At 71.5% G+C, this 18,474-nt stretch carries 20 protein-coding genes; 8 read left to right on the forward strand and 12 right to left on the reverse strand.

The genetic code is table 11. The annotated features are described in order from the left end of the window. Nucleotides 1–32: 32 nt before the first annotated feature. Nucleotides 33–896: an Fpg/Nei family DNA glycosylase gene (locus tag ABD808_RS28085; RefSeq protein WP_344902567.1), complete on the reverse strand. Its 864-nt coding sequence runs from the start codon at nucleotides 894–896 to the stop codon at nucleotides 33–35. Nucleotides 897–1,306: 410 nt separating this feature from the next. Here ABD808_RS28085 and ABD808_RS28090 point away from each other — a divergent pair, with 410 nt between their 5' ends. Genes ABD808_RS28090 through ABD808_RS28100 form a run of 3 tightly spaced genes read left to right on the forward strand, consistent with a single transcriptional unit; the run spans nucleotide 1,307 to nucleotide 4,767 of the window. Further along, nucleotides 1,307–1,513, forward strand: coding sequence for a heavy-metal-associated domain-containing protein (locus ABD808_RS28090; protein ID WP_344902570.1), 207 nt, complete (start codon nucleotides 1,307–1,309; stop codon nucleotides 1,511–1,513). Nucleotides 1,514–1,554: 41 nt separating this feature from the next. Continuing rightward, a complete protein-coding gene (locus ABD808_RS28095) occupies nucleotides 1,555–2,487 on the forward strand; it encodes a hypothetical protein (RefSeq protein WP_344902573.1) in 933 nt (310 codons plus the stop codon). Between the two features lie 24 nt (nucleotides 2,488–2,511). Beyond that, nucleotides 2,512–4,767, forward strand: a complete 2,256-nt coding sequence (locus ABD808_RS28100) for a heavy metal translocating P-type ATPase (protein ID WP_344902576.1) — start codon at nucleotides 2,512–2,514, stop codon at nucleotides 4,765–4,767. 71 nt (nucleotides 4,768–4,838) lie between these two features. Here the strand turns inward: ABD808_RS28100 and ABD808_RS28105 are convergent, their stop codons facing one another. From ABD808_RS28105 to ABD808_RS28115, 3 genes are all read right to left on the reverse strand, one after another. Beyond that, nucleotides 4,839–5,447, reverse strand: a complete 609-nt coding sequence (locus ABD808_RS28105) for a TenA family protein (protein ID WP_344902579.1) — start codon at nucleotides 5,445–5,447, stop codon at nucleotides 4,839–4,841. A 181-nt stretch (nucleotides 5,448–5,628) separates the two neighbouring features. After that, the gene (locus ABD808_RS28110) at nucleotides 5,629–7,803 is read right to left on the reverse strand and encodes a bifunctional polysaccharide deacetylase/glycosyltransferase family 2 protein (RefSeq protein ID WP_344902582.1); all 2,175 of its coding nucleotides are present in this window, start codon (nucleotides 7,801–7,803) and stop codon (nucleotides 5,629–5,631) included. Continuing rightward, nucleotides 7,800–8,240 (reverse strand): hypothetical protein, encoded by a 441-nt coding sequence (locus ABD808_RS28115; protein ID WP_344902585.1) that lies wholly within the window; start codon nucleotides 8,238–8,240, stop codon nucleotides 7,800–7,802. Before ABD808_RS28115 ends, ABD808_RS28110 begins: the two co-directional genes overlap by 4 nt. 59 nt (nucleotides 8,241–8,299) lie before the next feature. On the opposite strand from ABD808_RS28115, the gene ABD808_RS28120 reads away from it, so the two are divergent. Both ABD808_RS28120 and ABD808_RS28125 read left to right on the forward strand, forming a co-directional pair. Then, a complete protein-coding gene (locus tag ABD808_RS28120; protein ID WP_425548986.1) occupies nucleotides 8,300–8,926 on the forward strand; it encodes an RNA polymerase sigma factor in 627 nt (208 codons plus the stop codon). Then, complete coding sequence (locus ABD808_RS28125; protein WP_344902591.1) at nucleotides 8,923–9,606, forward strand: hypothetical protein; 684 nt, start codon at nucleotides 8,923–8,925, stop codon at nucleotides 9,604–9,606. Before ABD808_RS28120 ends, ABD808_RS28125 begins: the two co-directional genes overlap by 4 nt. Here the strand turns inward: ABD808_RS28125 and ABD808_RS28130 are convergent. Together ABD808_RS28130 and ABD808_RS28135 are read right to left on the reverse strand one after the other, a co-directional pair. Beyond that, entirely contained in the window at nucleotides 9,597–10,538 is a 942-nt protein-coding gene (locus ABD808_RS28130) for a DUF5996 family protein (protein WP_344902594.1), read from the reverse strand. The two genes, ABD808_RS28125 and ABD808_RS28130, sit on opposite strands and share 10 nt — an antisense overlap. Nucleotides 10,539–10,601: 63 nt before the next feature. Continuing rightward, a complete protein-coding gene (locus tag ABD808_RS28135) occupies nucleotides 10,602–11,408 on the reverse strand; it encodes a transporter substrate-binding domain-containing protein (protein WP_344902597.1) in 807 nt (268 codons plus the stop codon). 173 nt (nucleotides 11,409–11,581) lie between these two features. On the opposite strand from ABD808_RS28135, the gene ABD808_RS28140 reads away from it, so the two are divergent. Both ABD808_RS28140 and ABD808_RS28145 read left to right on the forward strand, forming a co-directional pair. Beyond that, nucleotides 11,582–12,502 carry a pyridoxamine 5'-phosphate oxidase family protein gene (locus ABD808_RS28140; RefSeq protein ID WP_344902600.1) on the forward strand — a complete coding sequence of 307 codons (921 nt, stop codon included), beginning with the start codon at nucleotides 11,582–11,584 and terminating at the stop codon, nucleotides 12,500–12,502. A 159-nt stretch (nucleotides 12,503–12,661) separates the two neighbouring features. Then, entirely contained in the window at nucleotides 12,662–12,955 is a 294-nt protein-coding gene (locus ABD808_RS28145; RefSeq protein WP_344902603.1) for a hypothetical protein, read from the forward strand. Nucleotides 12,956–12,977: 22 nt separating this feature from the next. Here the strand turns inward: ABD808_RS28145 and ABD808_RS28150 are convergent, their stop codons facing one another. The 5 genes from ABD808_RS28150 to ABD808_RS28170 all read right to left on the reverse strand — a co-directional run bounded on the left by ABD808_RS28150 (nucleotide 12,978) and on the right by ABD808_RS28170 (nucleotide 16,385). Continuing rightward, entirely contained in the window at nucleotides 12,978–13,526 is a 549-nt protein-coding gene (locus ABD808_RS28150; RefSeq protein WP_344902606.1) for a DUF5063 domain-containing protein, read from the reverse strand. After that, entirely contained in the window at nucleotides 13,519–14,118 is a 600-nt protein-coding gene (gene recR / locus ABD808_RS28155) for a recombination mediator RecR (protein WP_344902609.1), read from the reverse strand. Before recR ends, ABD808_RS28150 begins: the two co-directional genes overlap by 8 nt. A gap of 120 nt (nucleotides 14,119–14,238) precedes the next feature. After that, nucleotides 14,239–14,649, reverse strand: a complete 411-nt coding sequence (locus ABD808_RS28160) for a YbaB/EbfC family nucleoid-associated protein (protein WP_344902612.1) — start codon at nucleotides 14,647–14,649, stop codon at nucleotides 14,239–14,241. A gap of 134 nt (nucleotides 14,650–14,783) precedes the next feature. Then, nucleotides 14,784–15,575 (reverse strand): SDR family NAD(P)-dependent oxidoreductase, encoded by a 792-nt coding sequence (locus ABD808_RS28165; protein ID WP_344902616.1) that lies wholly within the window; start codon nucleotides 15,573–15,575, stop codon nucleotides 14,784–14,786. A gap of 33 nt (nucleotides 15,576–15,608) precedes the next feature. Further along, nucleotides 15,609–16,385 carry an alpha/beta fold hydrolase gene (locus tag ABD808_RS28170; RefSeq protein WP_344902619.1) on the reverse strand — a complete coding sequence of 259 codons (777 nt, stop codon included), beginning with the start codon at nucleotides 16,383–16,385 and terminating at the stop codon, nucleotides 15,609–15,611. A 102-nt stretch (nucleotides 16,386–16,487) separates the two neighbouring features. Here ABD808_RS28170 and ABD808_RS28175 point away from each other — a divergent pair, with 102 nt between their 5' ends. Then, the gene (locus ABD808_RS28175; protein WP_344902622.1) at nucleotides 16,488–17,342 is read left to right on the forward strand and encodes a helix-turn-helix transcriptional regulator; all 855 of its coding nucleotides are present in this window, start codon (nucleotides 16,488–16,490) and stop codon (nucleotides 17,340–17,342) included. Here ABD808_RS28175 and ABD808_RS28180 read toward each other — a convergent pair. Further along, entirely contained in the window at nucleotides 17,298–18,470 is a 1,173-nt protein-coding gene (locus ABD808_RS28180) for a 50S ribosomal protein L11 methyltransferase (RefSeq protein WP_344902625.1), read from the reverse strand. The genes ABD808_RS28175 and ABD808_RS28180 overlap by 45 nt on opposite strands. Nucleotides 18,471–18,474 lie beyond the last annotated feature (4 nt).

Consider the following 18,474-nt stretch of genomic DNA (forward strand, 5'->3'; position numbering starts at 1 on the left):
GCGCGCTAATCCAGGTCGTCAGGGCAAGCACCCTATTTCAGCAGGCGGGACATGCGGCGGTCGGCTAGTGGCTTGCCGCCCGTCTGGCAGGTGGGGCAGTACTGGAGGGACGAGTCCGCGAACGACACCTCGCGGACCGTGTCGCCGCAGACGGGGCACTTCTGGCCTGTCTTGCCGTGGACGCGTAGGCCCGTCTTCTTCTCGCCCTTGAGGTCCTGTGCCTCCAGGCCGCGGGAGCGGGCCACCGCGTCTTGCAGGGTGGTGACGATGGCCTTGTGGAGGGTGGCGACGTCGTCCTCGGTCAGTGAGGCGGCGATTTTGAAGGGGGACATCTTCGCGACGTGCAGGACCTCGTCGGAGTAGGCGTTGCCGATTCCGGCGATCACCTTCTGGTCGCGGAGGAGGCCCTTGATCTGGGTTCGTTTTCCGCCGACGATCGCGGCGAGCGCCTCGGGGGTGAACGTGTCGTTCAGGGGGTCGGGGCCGAGTGACGCGACGCCGGGTACGTCGGCGGGGTCGCGGACGACGTAGACGGCGAGACCCTTCTTGGTGCCCGCCTCCGTCAGGTCGAAGCCCGAACCGTCGTCCAGGTGGACGCGCAGGGCCAGCGGGTTCTTGCCGCCGGGGCGGACGGGTCGGGTCGGGATCTCGTCCCGCCATCGGAGCCAGCCCGCGCGGGCCAGATGGATCACCAGGTGGATGCCGTCGACGTCCAGGTCGAGGAACTTGCCGTGCCGGGACGCGCCCGTGACCGTCAACCCGCCGAGCGCGGTCACCGGCGGGTCGTACGTCTTCAGCGCGGAGATGGCGAGGACGTCGACGCGGGCGATGACATGGCCGACGACGCGCTCCCGCAGGAACGCGGCCAGCGCCTCCACCTCAGGCAACTCAGGCATACGTGGATACTCCGTCCCGCCCTGGCGCCACTCGCGACGCGAACGACCTCCCTAAGAGAGTACGAAACCCCCGGTCGTGGGGTTTCCACAGGGCTGTGGAAGCCTGTGGAAAACCCTGTGCACAACTCGCGATGCGTCCGGGCGGGCGGCGTTTTCAAGGGCTATACCTCTACGAATCCACTTGAACTGGTGGAGGAGTGCGCGGACGAGCGGTCACACAGGGTGTGGATAACTTCCGCGTAACGACCCGTGGGTAACCGCCACAAGCGCTCCCTTGGCCGGACTCGGCGGGCATGTGACCGGGATCTCGAAATAACCCATAGGGGGTATGGGTTGTCAGGAGCGTAACGCTATGGCACGATGAGGCCCGGGAGATACCCCCTAGGGGTAACAATCAAGGGAGTCGCGAGATGAGCACCGCCACCTACACCGTCGCCGGAATGACCTGCGGCCACTGCGTCAGCTCCGTCACGGAGGAGGTCGAGCAGATCGCGGGCGTCACCGGCGTCGATGTCGATCTGGCGACCGGAAAGGTCACCGTGACGAGTGACGCGCCCCTCGACGTCGTCCAGGTCAAGGGCGCCGTGGAAGAAGCCGGTTACGAGCTGAAGGCATGACCGGAGCGCACCAGGTGCGCCTCTGAACGGAGTGAGTCGGAATGAACAGCGCGACCAAAGTCGGAGCTTATGCGGTGGGTCTGGCGGTCGTCTTCGGCGGCGCGGCGGGACTCGGCAAGGTCGTCGGGCCCGTTGGGGCGTCGGCCGAGACGGCGTCCCATGGGCACGGCGGTGCCGCGGGCGGCGGAGATGGCGGGGCGGCTGGTCACGCGCCCGGCGGTCTCCAGATCTCCGAGGACGGCTACACGCTCGTCCCGCGTGGGACGACGCTGGCGGCCGGTGAGCGGACCGACTTCCGGTTCACCATCAACGGCCCGGACGGCAAGCCCGTCACGGGATACACGCCCCTGCACGGCAAGCGGCTGCACCTGATCGTCGCGCGCCGCGACCTGTCGGGCTTCCAGCATCTGCACCCGTCCGAGGCGGGCGGGGGCGTCTGGACGGTGCCGATCACGCTGGCCAAGCCCGGCGTGTACCGGTTCTTCACCGACGTCCAGCCGGACGGCGCGAAGCGGCAACTCACGCTCGGGACCGACGTCTTCGTCCCCGGCGACCTGCGGCCCGCGCCGCTGCCTGAACCCGCACGGGTCGCGAAGGTGGACGGGTACGAGGTCACGCTGTCCGGCGGCCTCACCCCGGGCAAGTCCACGGAGCTCACCCTGTCGGTGAGCAAGGACGGCAGGCCGGTCACCGATCTGGAGCCCTACCTGGAGGCGTACGGTCACCTGGTGGCGTTGCGCCAGGGCGACCTCGCCTACCTGCACGTCCACCCGGACGGGGAGCCGGGCGACGGCGAGACCGAGCCGGGCCCGGGGATCACGTTCTTCGCCGAGGCGCCGAGCCCAGGCGCCTACCGGCTCTACCTGGACTTCAAGCACGACGGCAAGGTCCGCACGGCCGAGTTCACCGTGCACGCAGGGAGCGTCCAGGCGGCGCCGACCGGTGGGCACGACGACCAGCCGCACACGCACTGACCGATCTGAAGCGGAGGAGGAGCGATGAGCACGGACACCGCGTCCGAGCGTATCGAGCTGGCGATCGGCGGTATGACGTGCGCGTCGTGCGCCAACCGCATCGAGCGCAAGCTCAACAAGCTGGACGGCGTGACCGCGACGGTCAACTACGCCACCGAGAAGGCTCGGGTCGAGTACTCCGGGGACGTGTCCCCGGACGAGCTGATCGCCACCGTCGAGAAGGCCGGGTACAAGGCCGAACTCCCGGCTCCGCCGAGGGCCCAGGAAGCCGCTCCCGAGCCGGACGACGGGCTCACGGCGCTGCGGCAGCGGCTGATCACCTCGGTCGTGCTGTCGGTGCCGGTCATCGCGATGGCGATGATCCCGGCGCTCCAGTTCGAGGCGTGGCAGTGGCTGTCGCTGACGCTGGCGGCCCCGGTCGTCGTGTACGCGGGCTGGCCGTTCCACCGGGCGGCGGCGATCAACCTGCGGCACGGCGCGGCCACCATGGACACGCTGATCTCGGTCGGCACGCTGGCGGCCTTCACCTGGTCGCTGTGGGCGCTGTTCTTCGGCACCGCCGGTGAGCTGGGCGTCAAGCACGGCTTCGAGTTCTCGATGACCCGGTCGGACGGGTCGATGAACATCTACCTTGAGGCCGCGTCCGGCGTGATCATGTTCATCCTGGCGGGACGGTACTTCGAGACGCGGTCCAAGCGCCGCGCGGGCGCCGCGCTCCGGGCGCTGCTCGAACTGGGCGCGAAGGAGGTCTCGGTCCTGCGGGACGGGCGCGAGGAGCGCGTCCCGGTCGACCGGCTGGCCGTGGGCGACCTGTTCGTCGTCCGTCCCGGCGAGAAGATCGCCACGGACGGGACGGTCGAGGAGGGCTCGTCCGCCGTGGACGCCTCCATGCTGACCGGCGAGTCGGTCCCGGTGGAGGTCGGCCCCGGCGACACCGCGGTCGGCGCGACCGTCAACGCGGGCGGGCGGCTTGTGGTCCGGGCCACCCGCGTCGGCTCCGACACGCAGCTCGCGCAGATGGCGCGGCTCGTGGAGGACGCGCAGACCGGCAAGGCGCAGGTGCAGCGGCTCGCCGACCGGATCTCCGGCGTGTTCGTGCCGGTCGTGATCGCGCTCGCGCTCGGCACGCTGGGCTTCTGGATCGGCACCGGCGAACCGCTCGCGGCGGCGTTCACGGCGGCGGTCGCCGTGTTGATCATCGCCTGCCCGTGCGCGCTCGGCCTCGCCACCCCGACCGCCCTCATGGTCGGGACGGGACGCGGCGCGCAGCTCGGCATCCTGATCAAGGGCCCGGAGGTACTGGAGTCCACAAGGAAGATCGACACGGTCGTCCTGGACAAGACGGGCACCGTCACCACCGGACGGATGGCCCTGGTCGACGTCATCACCGCCGACGGCGTCGACGAGGCCGACGTCCTGCGGCTGGCGGGCGCGCTGGAGAACGCTTCCGAGCACCCGATAGCACAGGCGATCGCCAAGGGCGCCACGGAGCGGGTCGGCGAACTCGGCACCGTCGAGGACTTCGCCAACGTCGAGGGGCTGGGCGTCCAGGGGATGGTGGACGGTCACGGCGTCCTCGCGGGCCGTCCGCAGCTCCTCGCCGAATGGGCGCAGCGGCTCACACCCGAGCTGGAACAGGCGATGAAGGAGGCACGGAACCTCGGCCACACCGCGATCGCGGTCGGCTGGGACGGCGAGGCCCGCGCGGTCGTCACCGTCGCCGACCAGGTCAAGCCGACGTCGCGGGAGGCGATCGAGCAGCTGACGGCGCTCGGGCTGCGTCCGGTGCTGCTGACCGGCGACAACGAGACCGTGGCCAGGACGGTCGCGGACGCGGTCGGGATCACGGAGGTCATCGCCGACGTCCTACCTCAGGACAAGGTGGACGTCGTCAAGCGCCTCCAGTCCGAGGGCCGGACGGTCGCGATGGTCGGCGACGGGGTCAACGACGCCGCCGCGCTCGCGCAGGCCGATCTGGGCCTCGCGATGGGCACCGGCACGGACGTGGCGATCGAGGCGTCCGACCTGACCCTCGTCCGCGGCGACCTGCGGGCCGCGGCGGACGCGATCCGGCTGGCCCGGCGCACGCTCGGCACGATCAGGGGCAACCTGTTCTGGGCGTTCGCCTACAACGTGGCGGCCATCCCGCTGGCGGCGTCCGGCCTGCTCGTCCCGATGATCGCGGGGGGCGCGATGGCGTTCTCCTCGGTCTTCGTGGTCAGCAACAGCCTGCGCCTGCGCGGGTTCAAGCCGCTGACCACGGGCTCCGAAGCCCGCTGACCGCAAGGTGGCGACGAAGGAGGCCAGCGCCGGGTCGGCAGCGCGGGACAGCCGACACAGCGGGGGCCCGGTCAGAGCGGGACGTCCCAGAAGGCGAGTTCGTGACGCATGCCCTCCAGGAACAGTCGTTCGGCTGTGCCCGGGTCTGCGCCCGACTCGTCGATCATCTGGGCGATGCGGGCGGTCAGCTCGGCGAATCCCGGGTCGGCGTAGGTGTCGACCCACCGGCGGTAGCGCGGTTCGGACGGCGGCTTCTCGGCGAGCCGCCGTCCGAGCGTCGAATAGCCCCACATGCAGGGGTAGAGGGCGGCGAGACCGTCGGCGTAAACAGCGGCGCTGTCCAGCAGGAACGACGTGTACGCCGCGCAGGCCGGGCCCTTCGTCGCGCCCTCCAGGTCGGCCTCGAAGCTCGCGGACAGCGACCGGTGCAGATCGAGTTCCTCGTGAAACGTCGCGTAGGCCAGGTCGACGAGGTCTCCAAGATGGGCCGCGGGCGCCTGCCAGGCAAGCCGCGAGAATACGCGCACGTAGTCGTGCAGGAAGAGGTAATCCTGTTCGAGCCAGGAGCGGAAGACCGCCTCGTCAAGGTTCCCCTGGGCGATGCCCCGCACAGTGGGGTGCCGAAGCTGCTCGTCCACCAGCGGACGGCCGAGTTCTTCCAGATGCGCCGCGAGACTCATGCCGCAAGTCTGGCAGCGGCCCCGAAACGACCAGGACCCCACCGGGTCGTGCGACCCGGCGGGGTCTCGGTCTGAACCGGTGTGTGGGTCGCCTCTCGGCGAATGGCACGACACGGCTCCAGCCGAACGGTATTCCGTGAAGGCGAAAGGTGAGGCCCGGGGACACCAGGCACACCGGCCGTCATGTGTAACCGACGGGTCCGCCGGATTGTTCCCTGGCTCTGACGGTCGCGTCTCTGAGGTCGGCTGAGGCGCCCGTCCGGCGGACGGTGTGCCAGCCCAGCCGCGCGCCCAGCAGCGCCGTCACGGCGGACTGGACGACGATCAGATACATCAGCTGCCGGTACACGAACTGCTGGAGCGGCAGCGACCAGAGCGGGCGGATGGGTTCGCCGTCCAGCCACAGCGCGAAGGCGCCGGTGGCGGCCTGCGCGGAGACGAACGCCAACCACGTGAGGACGGGCACCGTCGGATCACCGAACACCACTCCGAACAGGGCGAACAGGTCGGTGACGGGCGCGAACAGCGGTAGCAGCACCTGGAAGGCCGCAAGGTAGAGCAGGCAACGGCGGCCGAGCCGTCCCGAGCCGCCGCGTTCGAGCACCGAGCGGCGGTGCTTCCACATCGCCTGCATCGTCCCGTAGCACCAGCGGTAGCGCTGCCGCCACAGTTGCCGCAGCGACGACGGCGTCTCCGTCCACGCCAGGGCCTTCTCCGCGTAGACGACGCGCAGCCCGGTGCGGCAGATCGCCATCGTGAGGTCGGTGTCCTCGGCGAGGGTGTCGCCGGGGACGCCGCCGACCCGCGCGAGCGTCGACCGGCGGAACGCGCCGATCGCGCCCGGGACGGTCGGCATGCACCGCAGGACGTCGAACATCCGCCGGTCGAGGTTGAAGCCGATCACGTACTCGATGTGCTGCCAGCGACCGAGGAGGCCGCCCCGGTCGGCGACCTTGGTGTTGCCGCTGACCGCGCCGATACGGGGGTCCGCGAACGGCGCCACGAGGTGCCGGATCGTGTCGCGCTGGAAGACGGTGTCGCCGTCCACGAGCACGAGGATCTCGGCACGGGCGGCCTCGATCCCCTCGTTCAGCGCGCTGGGCTTGCCGCCGTTCGGCTTGCGGATCAGCTGGACGGCGGACGAGGCGATCGACCCGACGATCGGCGCGGTGCGGTCGGTGGACCCGTCGTCCACCACGATCACCTCGACGGTGCCCGGATAGTCGGTGTCCAGCAGCGAGGCGATCGTGGCCGCGATGTTCGCCTCCTCGTCGTACGCGGGGACGATCACGGAGACGGGCGGGAACGGGTCGGGCGGCATCCCCCCGCCAGGTATCGGCTCCTCGGCGGTCCGCGTCTTGTTCCGATGCGCGTGCGCGAACAGCAGCGGCACCGCCAGGCGCAGCATGTACGCGACCCCGGCCACCGCGAACAGCACGCTCATCGCGGCGGTGAGGGCGGACGCGGCGCGCTGCGCGGTGACGAGCGTCCAGCCGATGGCACGTTCCCACGCGGGCACCCGGACCTCGGCGGACGGCAGCCCCAACGCCCGCGTGAGCGTCGTGAAGCGGTACCCCTGCGGCTGGAGGCGCTCGATGATCCGCGTGACGGCCGCGATGGTCCCGGACCGGTCGCCGCCCGAGTCGTGCAGCATCACCACCGCGCCCTCGCCGCGCTTCGACCCGGCGAGCGCGGCCCGGACGATGGCGTCCGCGCCGGGACGCCTCCAGTCCTCGGTGTCGCGGTCGGTGAACACGACGAGGTAGCCGTCCCCGCCCGCCCGCCTCGCGGCCTGCCACTCCGGCCCGGTCAGGCCGTCCGGACGCGACGAGTACGGCATCCGCAGCAGCCTCGTGTGGACGCCCGCCGCCCCCGCCAGCGCCCGCTGTGTGAGGTCCAGTTCCAGGCGCGCCCGCCATGCCGGCACGGCGGCGAGGTCGGCGTGCGTGTACGTGTGCGAGCCGATCTCGTGGCCCTCGCGCAGGATCCGGCGGGTCAGCCCCGGGTTCCGCGCCACGCGAGCGCCGACGGTGAAGAAGGTCGCGTGCGCGCGGTGGCGGCGCAGGACGTCCAGGAGGCGCGGGGTCCATGTCGGGTCGGGTCCGTCGTCGAACGTGAGCGCGATCGTCTTCGGCGGCAGGCGCCTGCTGTGCGGGACGCCCTCCGAGAGATTGACGACCGGCCCGCCCGAGCTGACCGCCGCCGGGACGCGCCCCGTGGCCGGATCCTCCCCGCGCGGCGCCTCACCGACGACGTTGGCGGCGAACCCGTCCAGCAGCAGGAGCATCGCCAGCACGAGGCCGCCGAGGATCAGCAGGACCCAGTGCCCCCTGGGCTCGCCGTGCCGTGCGGTCAACGGTTCTTCTTCTTACGCCCCCACGCTGGCGGGCTGGCCTGCGACCTGCCCGGACGGGTCGGGGTCGTGGTCGTCCTGGGCGGAGCGGGATCGGCGGCGGACGGCTTCGCCGGTGGCGCCGCGGGAGCCGTGCGCGCGGGTCGCCTCGCGGGTTCGGGGCTGGCGGCGGCGCGCCGCCCGTCCGGCCGCTCCGTCGGGGTCGCCGGACGGCTCAGCCGCACGCTCGGCCGGGTGGACGGTTCGCTCCACGGCGTCAACGGCACGTTCGGCCCGGTCGCGAGGCCGATCCCGACCGCGCCCGTGAACACGACGAGCACCGCCCCGGCGGCGAGGCCGAGGCGCCGTCCGAACCGGGCACGCCCGCCGGTCGCGTCGACGAACACCGGTTCGGTCTCCGTGACCGGTGGCAGCGGGCGGGTGCCGAGAGGCGTGTCCATGACTGCTTCAGCGTCGAACCACCGCGTACGTGTCACACGGTCATCCGAATCCCTGCACAATGGTGGGGGTGGAACGGGCCGACGAGGACGAACTCGGTCGTGCCCTGCGGGCGGCGCAGGACGGCGACGAGGAGTCCTTTCGCATGCTCTACCGCGACGTCCAGCCCCGCCTGATCCGCTTCGCGGGCGCGCTCGTCGGCGCGGACGCCGAGGACGTCACGTCCGAGGCGTGGTTGCAGATCGCCCGTGACCTGCCCTCGTTCCGCGGCGACCTCGACGGCTTCCGCGGCTGGACCGCCACGATCACCAGGCACCGGGCCCTGGACCACCTGCGCCGAAAGTCGCGGCGTCCCGGCTCCGACCTTCCCGTCGACGAGCTGGTCACGATGGCCGCCGAGACCGACACCGAGATCGACGCCCTCGACGGCATCGCCACCCAGGACGCCCTCCGGCTGATCGCCGAACTCCCGCGCGACCAGGCCGAGGCGGTGCTGCTGCGCGTCGTCGTCGGCTTGGACGCCAAGGCCGCCGGGAAGGTCCTGGGCAAGCGGCCGGGCGCCGTCCGCACCGCCGCCTACCGCGGGCTGCGGCGCCTCGCCGAGCGGCTGTCCGCCGCCCCCGCCGACCCCGCTCCGCTCGCCCAGAGTGACAAAAGCGGTGGTACAGGCGCTGAAGGGGTGACATGAGCGACCAGCATCGGGCCCCGGGCCTCGACGAACGCGCCGCCGAGCGCCTTCTCGACGGCGCGGTCGGGCCTGCCCGGTTGCGCGCCCTGCTCTCCGCCGCCGCCGCGCCCGGCCGTCCGGAGGAACTGGCGGGCGAGGACGCCGCCGTCGCCGCGTTCCGGGCCGCGCCGGTCCCCGAACGCCGGTCCCGCGCGGCGATGCTGCGCCGCTTCCTGACGATCAAGGTCCTGGCCGTCGTGGGCGGTTCGCTGATCCTGACCGGGGGAGCGGCCTACGCCACGATCACCGGCCAGCTCCCGGGCCAGAGCCCCGCGCTCTCCCCCAGCCCGACGTTCGACAAGCGCGAGGGCAAGCGCGGCGACTCGACCCCGGCGACCCGTCTCCCCCCGTACACGCCGACGCCCGGCACCTCGCCGACGCCGTCGCCCTCGTCCTCCCCGTCGAAGGAGCACGGCAAGGCCGGGGCGCCGGGCCAGCAGAAGAAGTCGACCCCGCCCGGCCAGCAGAAGAAGACCAAGAGGCCGAGGCATACGGCGACTCCGCCGAGAGGCCCCGGCAACAACAACGGCAACCCGGGCAAGGGCGTCACGGGCAACGCCGTCACGAGCGGTGGCGGCACAGGCCAGGGTCAGCCGCAGGGCCCCGGGTCCGAGCCGGGGTACGGCGCTCCTCAGCCCTGACGCGCCAGGTGGTCCCAGCGCGCCGGGTCCACCTCCAGGTCGGGCCGGTCCCAGCCGCCGAGGTCGGCCGCCGCCGCATAGGTGTCCTGGAGGAATTCGAGCAGCGCCTCGTCGGGGTCCGGGTCGGCGCGCACCGCCTCGTACGGCAGCAGGAACTGCCCGTTCTCGCGGCTGTAGAAGGCGGCGGACGGCCCCGCCGGACGGTCGGCGAACCCGTCCGGCTCGGGGTAGGCGTAGGCGTAGAACGCGCCCTCCTCACCGCCGCCCGGCCAGAAGCCGCAACTGCTGAGCTCCCGAGAGTAGCCCTCCTCCATCACCCAGTCGCCGCAGTTCGGGGCGCCGCCCGGGTGGCGCGGCGCCGTCCGGCCGGAGAAGCGCGTGCAGGCGAGGTCCATCGCGCCCCAGAAGAAGTGCACGGGGCTGACCTTGCCGGTGAACCTGGACCTGAACCGTCCCATCACCCGCGCCGCCTGGAGCAGTTGGCGCCAGAACAGGTGCGCCGCCGCCGCGTCGTAGGAGGTGTGCTGGTCGTCCTCCGCGAACGGGATGGACGGATCGACCTCGTTCGGACGGCCCTGGATGTCCGTCTCGATCCCCAGGTCGGCGAGGGCGCGCATCGTCCGGTCGTAGAACTCCGCGACCGGCATCGGGACCAGCCCGACATCGCGCGCGGCTCCGCTGCCGGAGCGCAGGCGCAACCGGTGGTCGACGAAGTCGAACTCGATGTCGAACACGCCGTCCCGGTACGGGATCGCCGACGTGGTGAGGCCGCGCGGGCTGACGTAGAGCGTCACCTGCCACCAGTGGTTCACCAGCGGCGCGTGCGCGAGCCGGACCTTCCCGACGATCTGCGCCCACATGTGCAACGTGTCGCGCGTCTCGACCCAGTCGTCGACCCGCAGCCTCGGCCACCCGTTCCCGCCCTGCTCCACTGCCGCCCCCTTCAGCCGAACCGGTCATGCCCGTGACGGCGCGCCCCAACCTCGGCGGGACGGTCAGAGGCAGCCCTCGAACTGCGGGACCTCGACGTCCGACAGGTCCAGGCCGGACGTGCCGAACCACTTCTTCATGAGCGAGGCCATCGTGCCGTCCTGGTACATCCGCGTGATGGCCTTGTTGAGCGCCTCGCACCCGTCGGGGTCGCCCTTGCGGATCGCGATGCCCGTCCGCCGCTCGCCGAACCTGGAGTTCAGCAGCCGGAACCCGCCGCCCTGCCGCGCCTTCAGCCCGGCGAGGATCGTGTCGTTCGTCGTGATCGCGTCGATGCGGTGGTCGGCGAGCATCCGCATGCAGTCGTCGTAGGACTTCGCGGGCACCGGCACCGCCGCCACCTGCCGCTCCCGCGTCACCGCCTCCGCCGCGCCGGACCCGGTGACGGCGCAGATCCTGCGTCCCGCGAGGTCACGCACGCCGCGCACCGCATGCTCGTCGTTCCGGACGAGGATGTCCTGGTACGACAGCAGGTACGGGCCCGCGAACGCGAGCCGCTGCGTCCATTCGGGCTCCAGCCAGAAGGTCAGCACCATGTCGACCTCGCCGTCGCGCAGCAGCCGCTCCCGGTCGGCCGCCAGCGCCGGGGCGAAGCGGACCTTCTTCCCCATCCGCTCGGCCAGGTAGCGGGACACGTCGACGTCGAGGCCCTCGAACCGTCCGTCCGCCTGCCGGAAACCGATGCCGGGAAGGTCCGGCCGGACGCCCGCCACCAGCGTCTTCTCGTCGAGGATGGACGACCCGTCGCCGCCTCCGCACCCGCTCACGGCGAGGCATCCCGTCAGCCCGAGAGCGACCAGCCGTCGCCGCATCCGCGGCCCCCAATTCCTAGCGCGCGCCCCGGCCCGAGCGGGACGCTCCGACCAACGTGCCAAGCAATGATCAACCTAGCCATATCGTGACCGGATGCGGACCCCTTCCAGATGATCGCGGAGGCCGGTCAGGTCTTAGCGTTCCGTCCACCTAGACCGTTCCGGAGGGGTTCGTGGAGTTTGACGCGAAAGTAGCGGAAGTCCTGTCCAGCACGCGGGTCCTGGAGTTCACCACGCTGACCCCGGCCGGGGGCGTGAGCACCAGACCGATGGCGGGAGTGTGGTTCGGCGAGCGGGGGGAGATCGTCCTGACCACCCCGGCCGCGTACTCGCGGAAGGTGCTCGACATCCGCCGGGACGGCCGGGTCGCGCTGCTGTACTCGGATCCCGCCGGAAGCGGGCTGACCGGCATGCCCGTGGTGCTAATCCAGGGCAGGGCCACCGCCCCGGAGGTCGTGCTGCCGCCGCAGGACCTCGAACGCTACTGGCGCGGTGTCCTGGACGCCCGTCCCCCATGGGCCGACGCGACCGACGACCCCTTCTACCGCAGTGCGATGGGCTGGTTCTACACGCGGCTGCCCATCGTCGTCACACCGCTGCGGGTGGACGTCCTGGAGCCCGCGGTAACCGGCGGCGACTGGCAACCGCCGCCGCCCGACGGCGCGTCCATGAACGAACGGATCTCCGACGCGCTCACCCGCTACCCCACGGCGGTGTTCGCGGCCCGCGACCGGCATGGCGCGCCCTGCTCGACGCGGGCCACGGTCTCGTGGACGGACGCGGGCACGCTGCGGCTCCGTCCGGCGCGACCGTTCGCCGGGACCTCGGGCCCGGCCGACCTGCTGTGGCACCGGCACGACGGGCACGCGGGCGACCTGGCCTCGCTGCTCGTCACCGGCGAGGCCGCCGAGATCCGGGGCGAGTGGATGCTGACCCCGGCGCGCGTGCCGCGCCCCGCGGGCCACCGCGAACCGCCGTCCTACCAGGAGTGGCTGGAGGACGGGCAGACACGCTCCCAGGCGTACCTGTCCGAACGTGGAATCACGCCACCGAACATCGACTGGGACGCGCTGACCAGCTACAAGGCACCCTGACCGTGCCGTCGAACTGGCCGTTCGGCCCCGAATGACCACCCGGGGGCGGGGTCGGGCGTCTATGTAACGGCGGATCGCGTCCCGCACGTCGATCCGCCACCCCGGCGCCGATCCCGGTCCGGGCGTCCGCCAGCCGGGGACCGACCCGAGGGAGAGCCGATGGCCGCGTTCGAGGAACTGCCACGCGTCCGCAGAGACCCGCTTCACATCCTGTTCGCGGCGTTACGGCGGCGCGCCCCGCAGGTGTCGGTGTCGCGGCCCGGCGCCGACGGCGAGGCCGGGCTGCGCGCCGCACACCGGGGCCGCACGGTCGTCGTCTGGTGGGACGACGAACTCGAGGCGTACACGTGGGGTTCCGGGGAGGGCGGACAGCTCGGCTCGGACGCCGAGAAGGCCGCCGAACTGGTCGCGGCGGCACTCGACGCACCGATCAGGCCCGGCGCCCCCGGCTGAGCCGCCACGACGTGCCGAGCCGTTACGAGGTGGTGGCGGCCTCGGACGCGACGTCCAGGCGGGAGTTCGCCACGAAGGCGTGCAGGGCGCGCAGGGCCGCACCGGCGTGGTTGCCCCAGTGGTTGAAGTACGAGTACTGCCACCACCAGAGCGCCTCAAGCGGACGGTCCTGGTTGTAGTGCCGCAGCCCGTGGACGAGGTCGCTCGCGACGTCGACGAGGTCGTCCGACAGCCGGTACGACGTCGCCTCGGTGTCCTTGTACGGGTCGAAGACCTCGACGTACTCGTCCATCACCTTCAGGCGTTCGGACAGGCCCTGCCGGACGCTGTCGAGATCGGGATCGTCGCCGACCTCGGGTTCCCAGTTGTCCGGGAGGATCACGTCGGCGCTGGCGCCGAGCTGCGCGCCCGCCAGGATGACCTGCGAGACCTCGAGAAGGAGCAGAGGGATGGTGTGCGTGCCGCCGTCACCGCGCGCCACGGCCTCCAGACCGTTCAGGTAGTTGTCGACATGGCACGCGACCCGTTCGGCCAGGGCGTTCCAGTCCTGCGGGCTGTTGGTGTCAGACATCGAGCAGCCTCCGTCCTTCGAATGCGCGGCCGAGCGTAACCTCGTCGGCGTACTCCAGGTCGCCACCCACCGGCAGGCCGCTGGCCAGACGGGTGACGGTGAGCCCCATGGGCTTGACGAGCCGGGCGAGGTACGTCGCCGTCGCCTCGCCCTCCAGGTTGGGATCGGTGGCGAGGATCAGCTCCGTCACCGTCCCGTCCGCGAGGCGTTGCATCAGCTCACGGATGCGCAGGTCGTCGGGTCCGACGCCCTCGATCGGGCTGATCGCGCCGCCGAGCACGTGGTAGCGGCCGCGGAACTCGCGGGTCTTCTCGATCGCGACGACGTCCTTGGACTCCTCGACGACGCAGATGACCTGGGGGTCGCGGCGGGCGTCACGGCAGATCCGGCACTCCTCTTCTTCCGCGACGTTTCCGCAGGTCTTGCAGAAGCGGACCTTGTCCTTGACCTCCTTGAGCGCCTTGCCGAGCCGTTCCACGTCACCGGGATCGGCGGCGAGCAGGTGGAAGGCGATCCGCTGCGCGCTCTTGGGACCGACGCCCGGCAGCCTGCCCAACTCGTCGATGAGGTTCTGGACCACCCCTTCGTACAACGGACCCCTCCTTTCTGCCGCGTCTCAGGTCGTCTGTCTTGGTCGTCTGACTTGGGTCGTCTGTCTTGGCCGTGCGCTGTGGTCTTGGCGTGCGCCGTGTCCTGGCGCGCGCTGTCGCGCTCAGGCGCCGGGGCCGCCGCCGAGGCCCGGGAAACCGCCGGGCAGCCCACCGCCGCCTCCGCCGCCGCCACCGAGGCCGGGGATGCCGCCGCCGAGGCCCTGCGCGAGCGGGCCCATCTTCTCCTGCTGCAACTCCTGGACCTCGCGTCCGGCGTCGCGGATCGCTGCCAGGACCAGGTCGGCGATGGTCTCCGCCGTGTCCGCCGGGTCGTCGACGTCGACGGCCTTCGGGTCGATCACCAGCCCCGTGATCTCGCCCTGCCCGTTCACCGTCGCGGTGACGAGGCCGCCGCCCGCGGTTCCCGTCACCTCGGCCTCGGCGAGCTCGCGCTGCGCGCTGAAGAGTTGCTCCTGCATGGCCTGCGCCTGCTGGAGCAGTTCCTGCATGTTCAACTGACCACCGGGTTCCACGGTGCACTCCTTCTCACGGCCCGCGCGCGGACCTTGTCTCTGGCGCTCCGCCAGCCACCGGATGTCCGTCCCACGAGACTACGGGTTCGCACCAGCATGCGGTAAGTGCGCCCACCGGTGTGCCCCGGCGGGTGTCAGGGGGTCGTGAGTTCGTCGGACAGGGCGCGCAGGCGGGCACGGGCCTCGGGGTCGTGGGCCTGGGCTTCCGCGCGGGCCTCCTGAAGACCGTTGAAGAAGCGTCCCGAGACGCCGTCCAGGTCGGGGTCGGTGACGAGGCGGCGCGTCGCCTGGACGCCCTCCTCCAGGGTGCTGAGCGGGGTGGCGGTGACCATCTTCGTCGGCATGTAGGTGGCGGGGTGCAGGGCGTTCGCGGTGACGCCCGTCCCGGCCAGCTCGTCGGCGAGGTCGACGGTGAACATCATCTGGGCGAGCTTGCTCTGCCGGTAGGCCCGCATCCCGTCGTACTCGCGCGTGATCATGACGTCGTCGAAGTCGATCGCCTGCTGGCCGATGCTGCTGACGTGCACGATCCGCGCGGGCGCGGACGCGACGAGGGTCGGCAGGAGCAGCCGGGTCAGCAGATATCCGGACAGATAGTTCACCTGGAACGTCAGCTCGTGCCCGTCGGCGCTCTCCCGGCGCGGCCCGTCGTTGCCGATACCCGCGTTGTTGACCAGCGCGTCCAGGCGGGGGTGGTCGGCGCGGACGGCCTCGGCCAGCGCGCGGGTCTCGGCCAGCGACGCCAGGTCGGCGCGGTACCAGGACGCGGCGCCGCCGATCTCCTGGAGGGCCGCCTTGCCGCGCTGGTCGTCGCGTCCGTGGACGAGGACCGTGGCGCCCTCGGCGGCGAGATCGGCGGCGAGCGCGCGGCCGAGCCCGTCCGTCGCGCCGGTGATGAGGATGGTCTGCTGATCTGTGGGACGCATCACCCCATCGTGCTCGACGCGCGCGCACGCTCGTTACGGCCGGGCGAGGAAGTCGTGGACGAGTTTCAAAAACTCGGTGGGCCGTTCCCCCATCACCACGTGTCCGGAGTCGAGTTCCACGTACTCGCTGCCCGCGATGGCGCCCGCCAGCTCGCGATGGTTCTCGACGGGGATCGTCAGGTCTTCGGTGCAGCCGATCACCAGCGTGGGCGCCGTGATCCTCGGGAGCAGGTCCCGGACGTCGAGCCGCAGGAGGAGGTCGAGTTGCCGCAGCCGTCCGGGGACGGGACGCATGAACCCGTGCATCTGTTCGGTGGCCTCGTGCCCGATCTCGTTGAGGAACCTCCGGCTGAAGGAGGTCATCGTCCCGAGACGCCCGAAACCCTCCGGGCTGGCCGTGAGGTTCAGCCAGGTGGTCATCAGCTGCTGGACGTACTCGTCCTCCGCGTGCGCGAACCCGGCGACGGTGACCAGCCGCCGGACGAGGTCGGGACGCCGCGCGGCGACGGCGGCGGCCGTGGGGGCGCCGAGCGAGAAGCCGACCACGTCGGCGGGCCCGGCCCCGGCATGTTCGATCACGGCGATGACCTGCTCGGCGAGGGTCTCGACGGTGAGCGGCGCGCCGTCGTCCTCGGCGGAGTCGCTGCCGGACAGGTCGGGGAGGTGCGCGGTGTTCCGGGCGGCGAGGTCGTCGAGGATCGTGTCCCACATGAGCGAGCCGGGCCCGACGCCGTGGACCAGGACGAGCGCGGGCCCCGAACCCTCCGTGCGGTAGCTGATACGGGCGTTTCCAACGGTGAGTGTCGTCATGCCCGCAACGCTGCCCGCGCTGGACGGCGATGAGGAGCGGACCGCTCTGACTAGGACAAACGATCCCAGGCTGAGTCGCCGCGCATCGCCCACCATGGAGGCATGGACATGGACCGCCGGGAACTCGCCGACTTCCTCCGCCGCTCCCGCGAACGGCTGCGGCCGCACGAGGTCGGCCTGGCGGCGGGGCCCCGGCGCCGCACTCCCGGGCTGCGGCGCGAGGAGGTGTCGCAGCTCGCGGGGATGTCCGCCGACTACTACATGCGCCTTGAGCAGGCGCGGAGCCCGCAGCCGTCCACTCAGCTGCTCGGCGCGCTCGCCCGGGCGCTCCGGCTGACCTCGGACGAACGCGACCACCTGTACGTCCTGGCCGGGCACCGTCCTCCGGCCGGGCCGTTCGCGGGCGAGCACGTCCGGCCGGGCCTGCTGTACCTGCTCGACCGGCTGCGGGACGTCCCGGCGCAGATCATCGGCGACCTCGGGGACGTCCTGGCGCAGAACGCCATGTCCGAGGCCCTGTTCGGCTGCATGTGCACGGTGGCGCCCGGCGACCGGAACATCGTCTGGCGGTGGTTCACCGACCCCTTCGTCCGGGCCGGGTACCCGCCGGAGGAGCACGATCACTACAGCCGCGTCCATGTCGCCGACCTGCGCGCCGCGGTGGGCCGCCGGGGCAACGACGCCGCCTCGTCCGCCCTGGTCGGACGACTCCGCCGCGCGAGCGACGAGTTCGCGACGCTCTGGGACCGGCATGAGGTCGCGGTGCGCCGCACCAGCCGCATGAAGGTCCTGCATCCGGAGGTCGGCGCGATCGAGTTCGACGCGGAGACCCTGCTGACCCCTGCCGAAGACCAGTGCCTGGTCGTTTTCACCCCGCCACCGGGGAGCCCCACCATCGAGGCCCTCGAACTGCTAGGCGCGATAGGGCCCCACACCACTCATCGGAGTCACGTCTGACTTCCGGTTGGTGAGCCGCCACAGGGTCGTGGTCTCGGCGGCACGGGCGGCGTGCAACGGATCGTCGGGGTCGGTGGCGCGTGGATGGCGCGGCTTGGCGGAGAGCCGTCCCACAACCTGGAGGCCGGACGACTCGATCAGCGTGGGAACCTCATCTCGCTCGCGCAGCCCGAGGTGCTCGGCAAGGTCGGACAGGATCAACCAACCCTCGCCGTCTGGTTCGAGGTGCTCCCCGAGACCGTTGAGGAATCCGCGAAGCATCCGACTACCCGGGTCGTACACAGCGCGCTCCAAGGGGGACGACGGCTTGGCGGGCACCCACGGCGGGTTGCAAACGACAAGACCGGCACGCCCCTCCGGAAACAGATCAGCCTGGACGATGTCGACCCGGTTCGCCACGTCCAACCGGTCGACGTTCTCTTGGGCGCAGGCAAGCGCGCGCGGGTCGTTGTCCGTGGCGACAACCCGTCCCACACCTCGGCGTGCGAGGACGGCTGCCAGCACACCCGTACCGGTCCCTACGTCGAACGCTGTCTTCCCCGACACGAGTGGCGCTTCGGCGACCAAGTCCACGTACTCGCCTCTCACTGGGGAGAAGACGCCGTAGTGCGGATGGATGCGGTCACCGCCCAACGCGGGGATCGACACGCCTTTCGCACGCCATTCGTGTGCGCCGATGAGCCCGAGCAGTTCACGCAGAGACGTGACGTAGGGCTCGCTGTCCGGGCCGTAGGCCTCCGTACAGGCGTCCTGCACGTCCGGGGCGCGGCGTAGCGGAATCGTGTGGCCCGGGTCGAAGGGGATGAGCAGCATGCCGAGCGTCCGCGCGCGCTGGGCCCGTGCCTGACGGAACAGATGGAACGCCTGCACCTGAGAGGGCTCGGGCTTGCGCACACGCCGCCGTGGCGGGCGATCGATTCGGCGGGCCATCGCCGTGAGGAGTTGACGCGCGTTCTGGAAGTCGCCGCGCCACAACAGCGCGGTCCCCTCACAGGCCAGCCGGTAGGCGTCGTCCGCGCGCGTCGCGTCGTCGGCGACCACCACACGCCGAGGCGCCGGGGCGCCGCTCTCGGACCGCCAGCGGACGCACTGCTCCCGGCCGCCCTCCAGCCAGGAGATCTCGTCCACACCG

The organism is Actinomadura meridiana (assembly GCF_039537545.1).
GTDB classification, from domain to species: domain Bacteria; phylum Actinomycetota; class Actinomycetes; order Streptosporangiales; family Streptosporangiaceae; genus Spirillospora; species Spirillospora meridiana.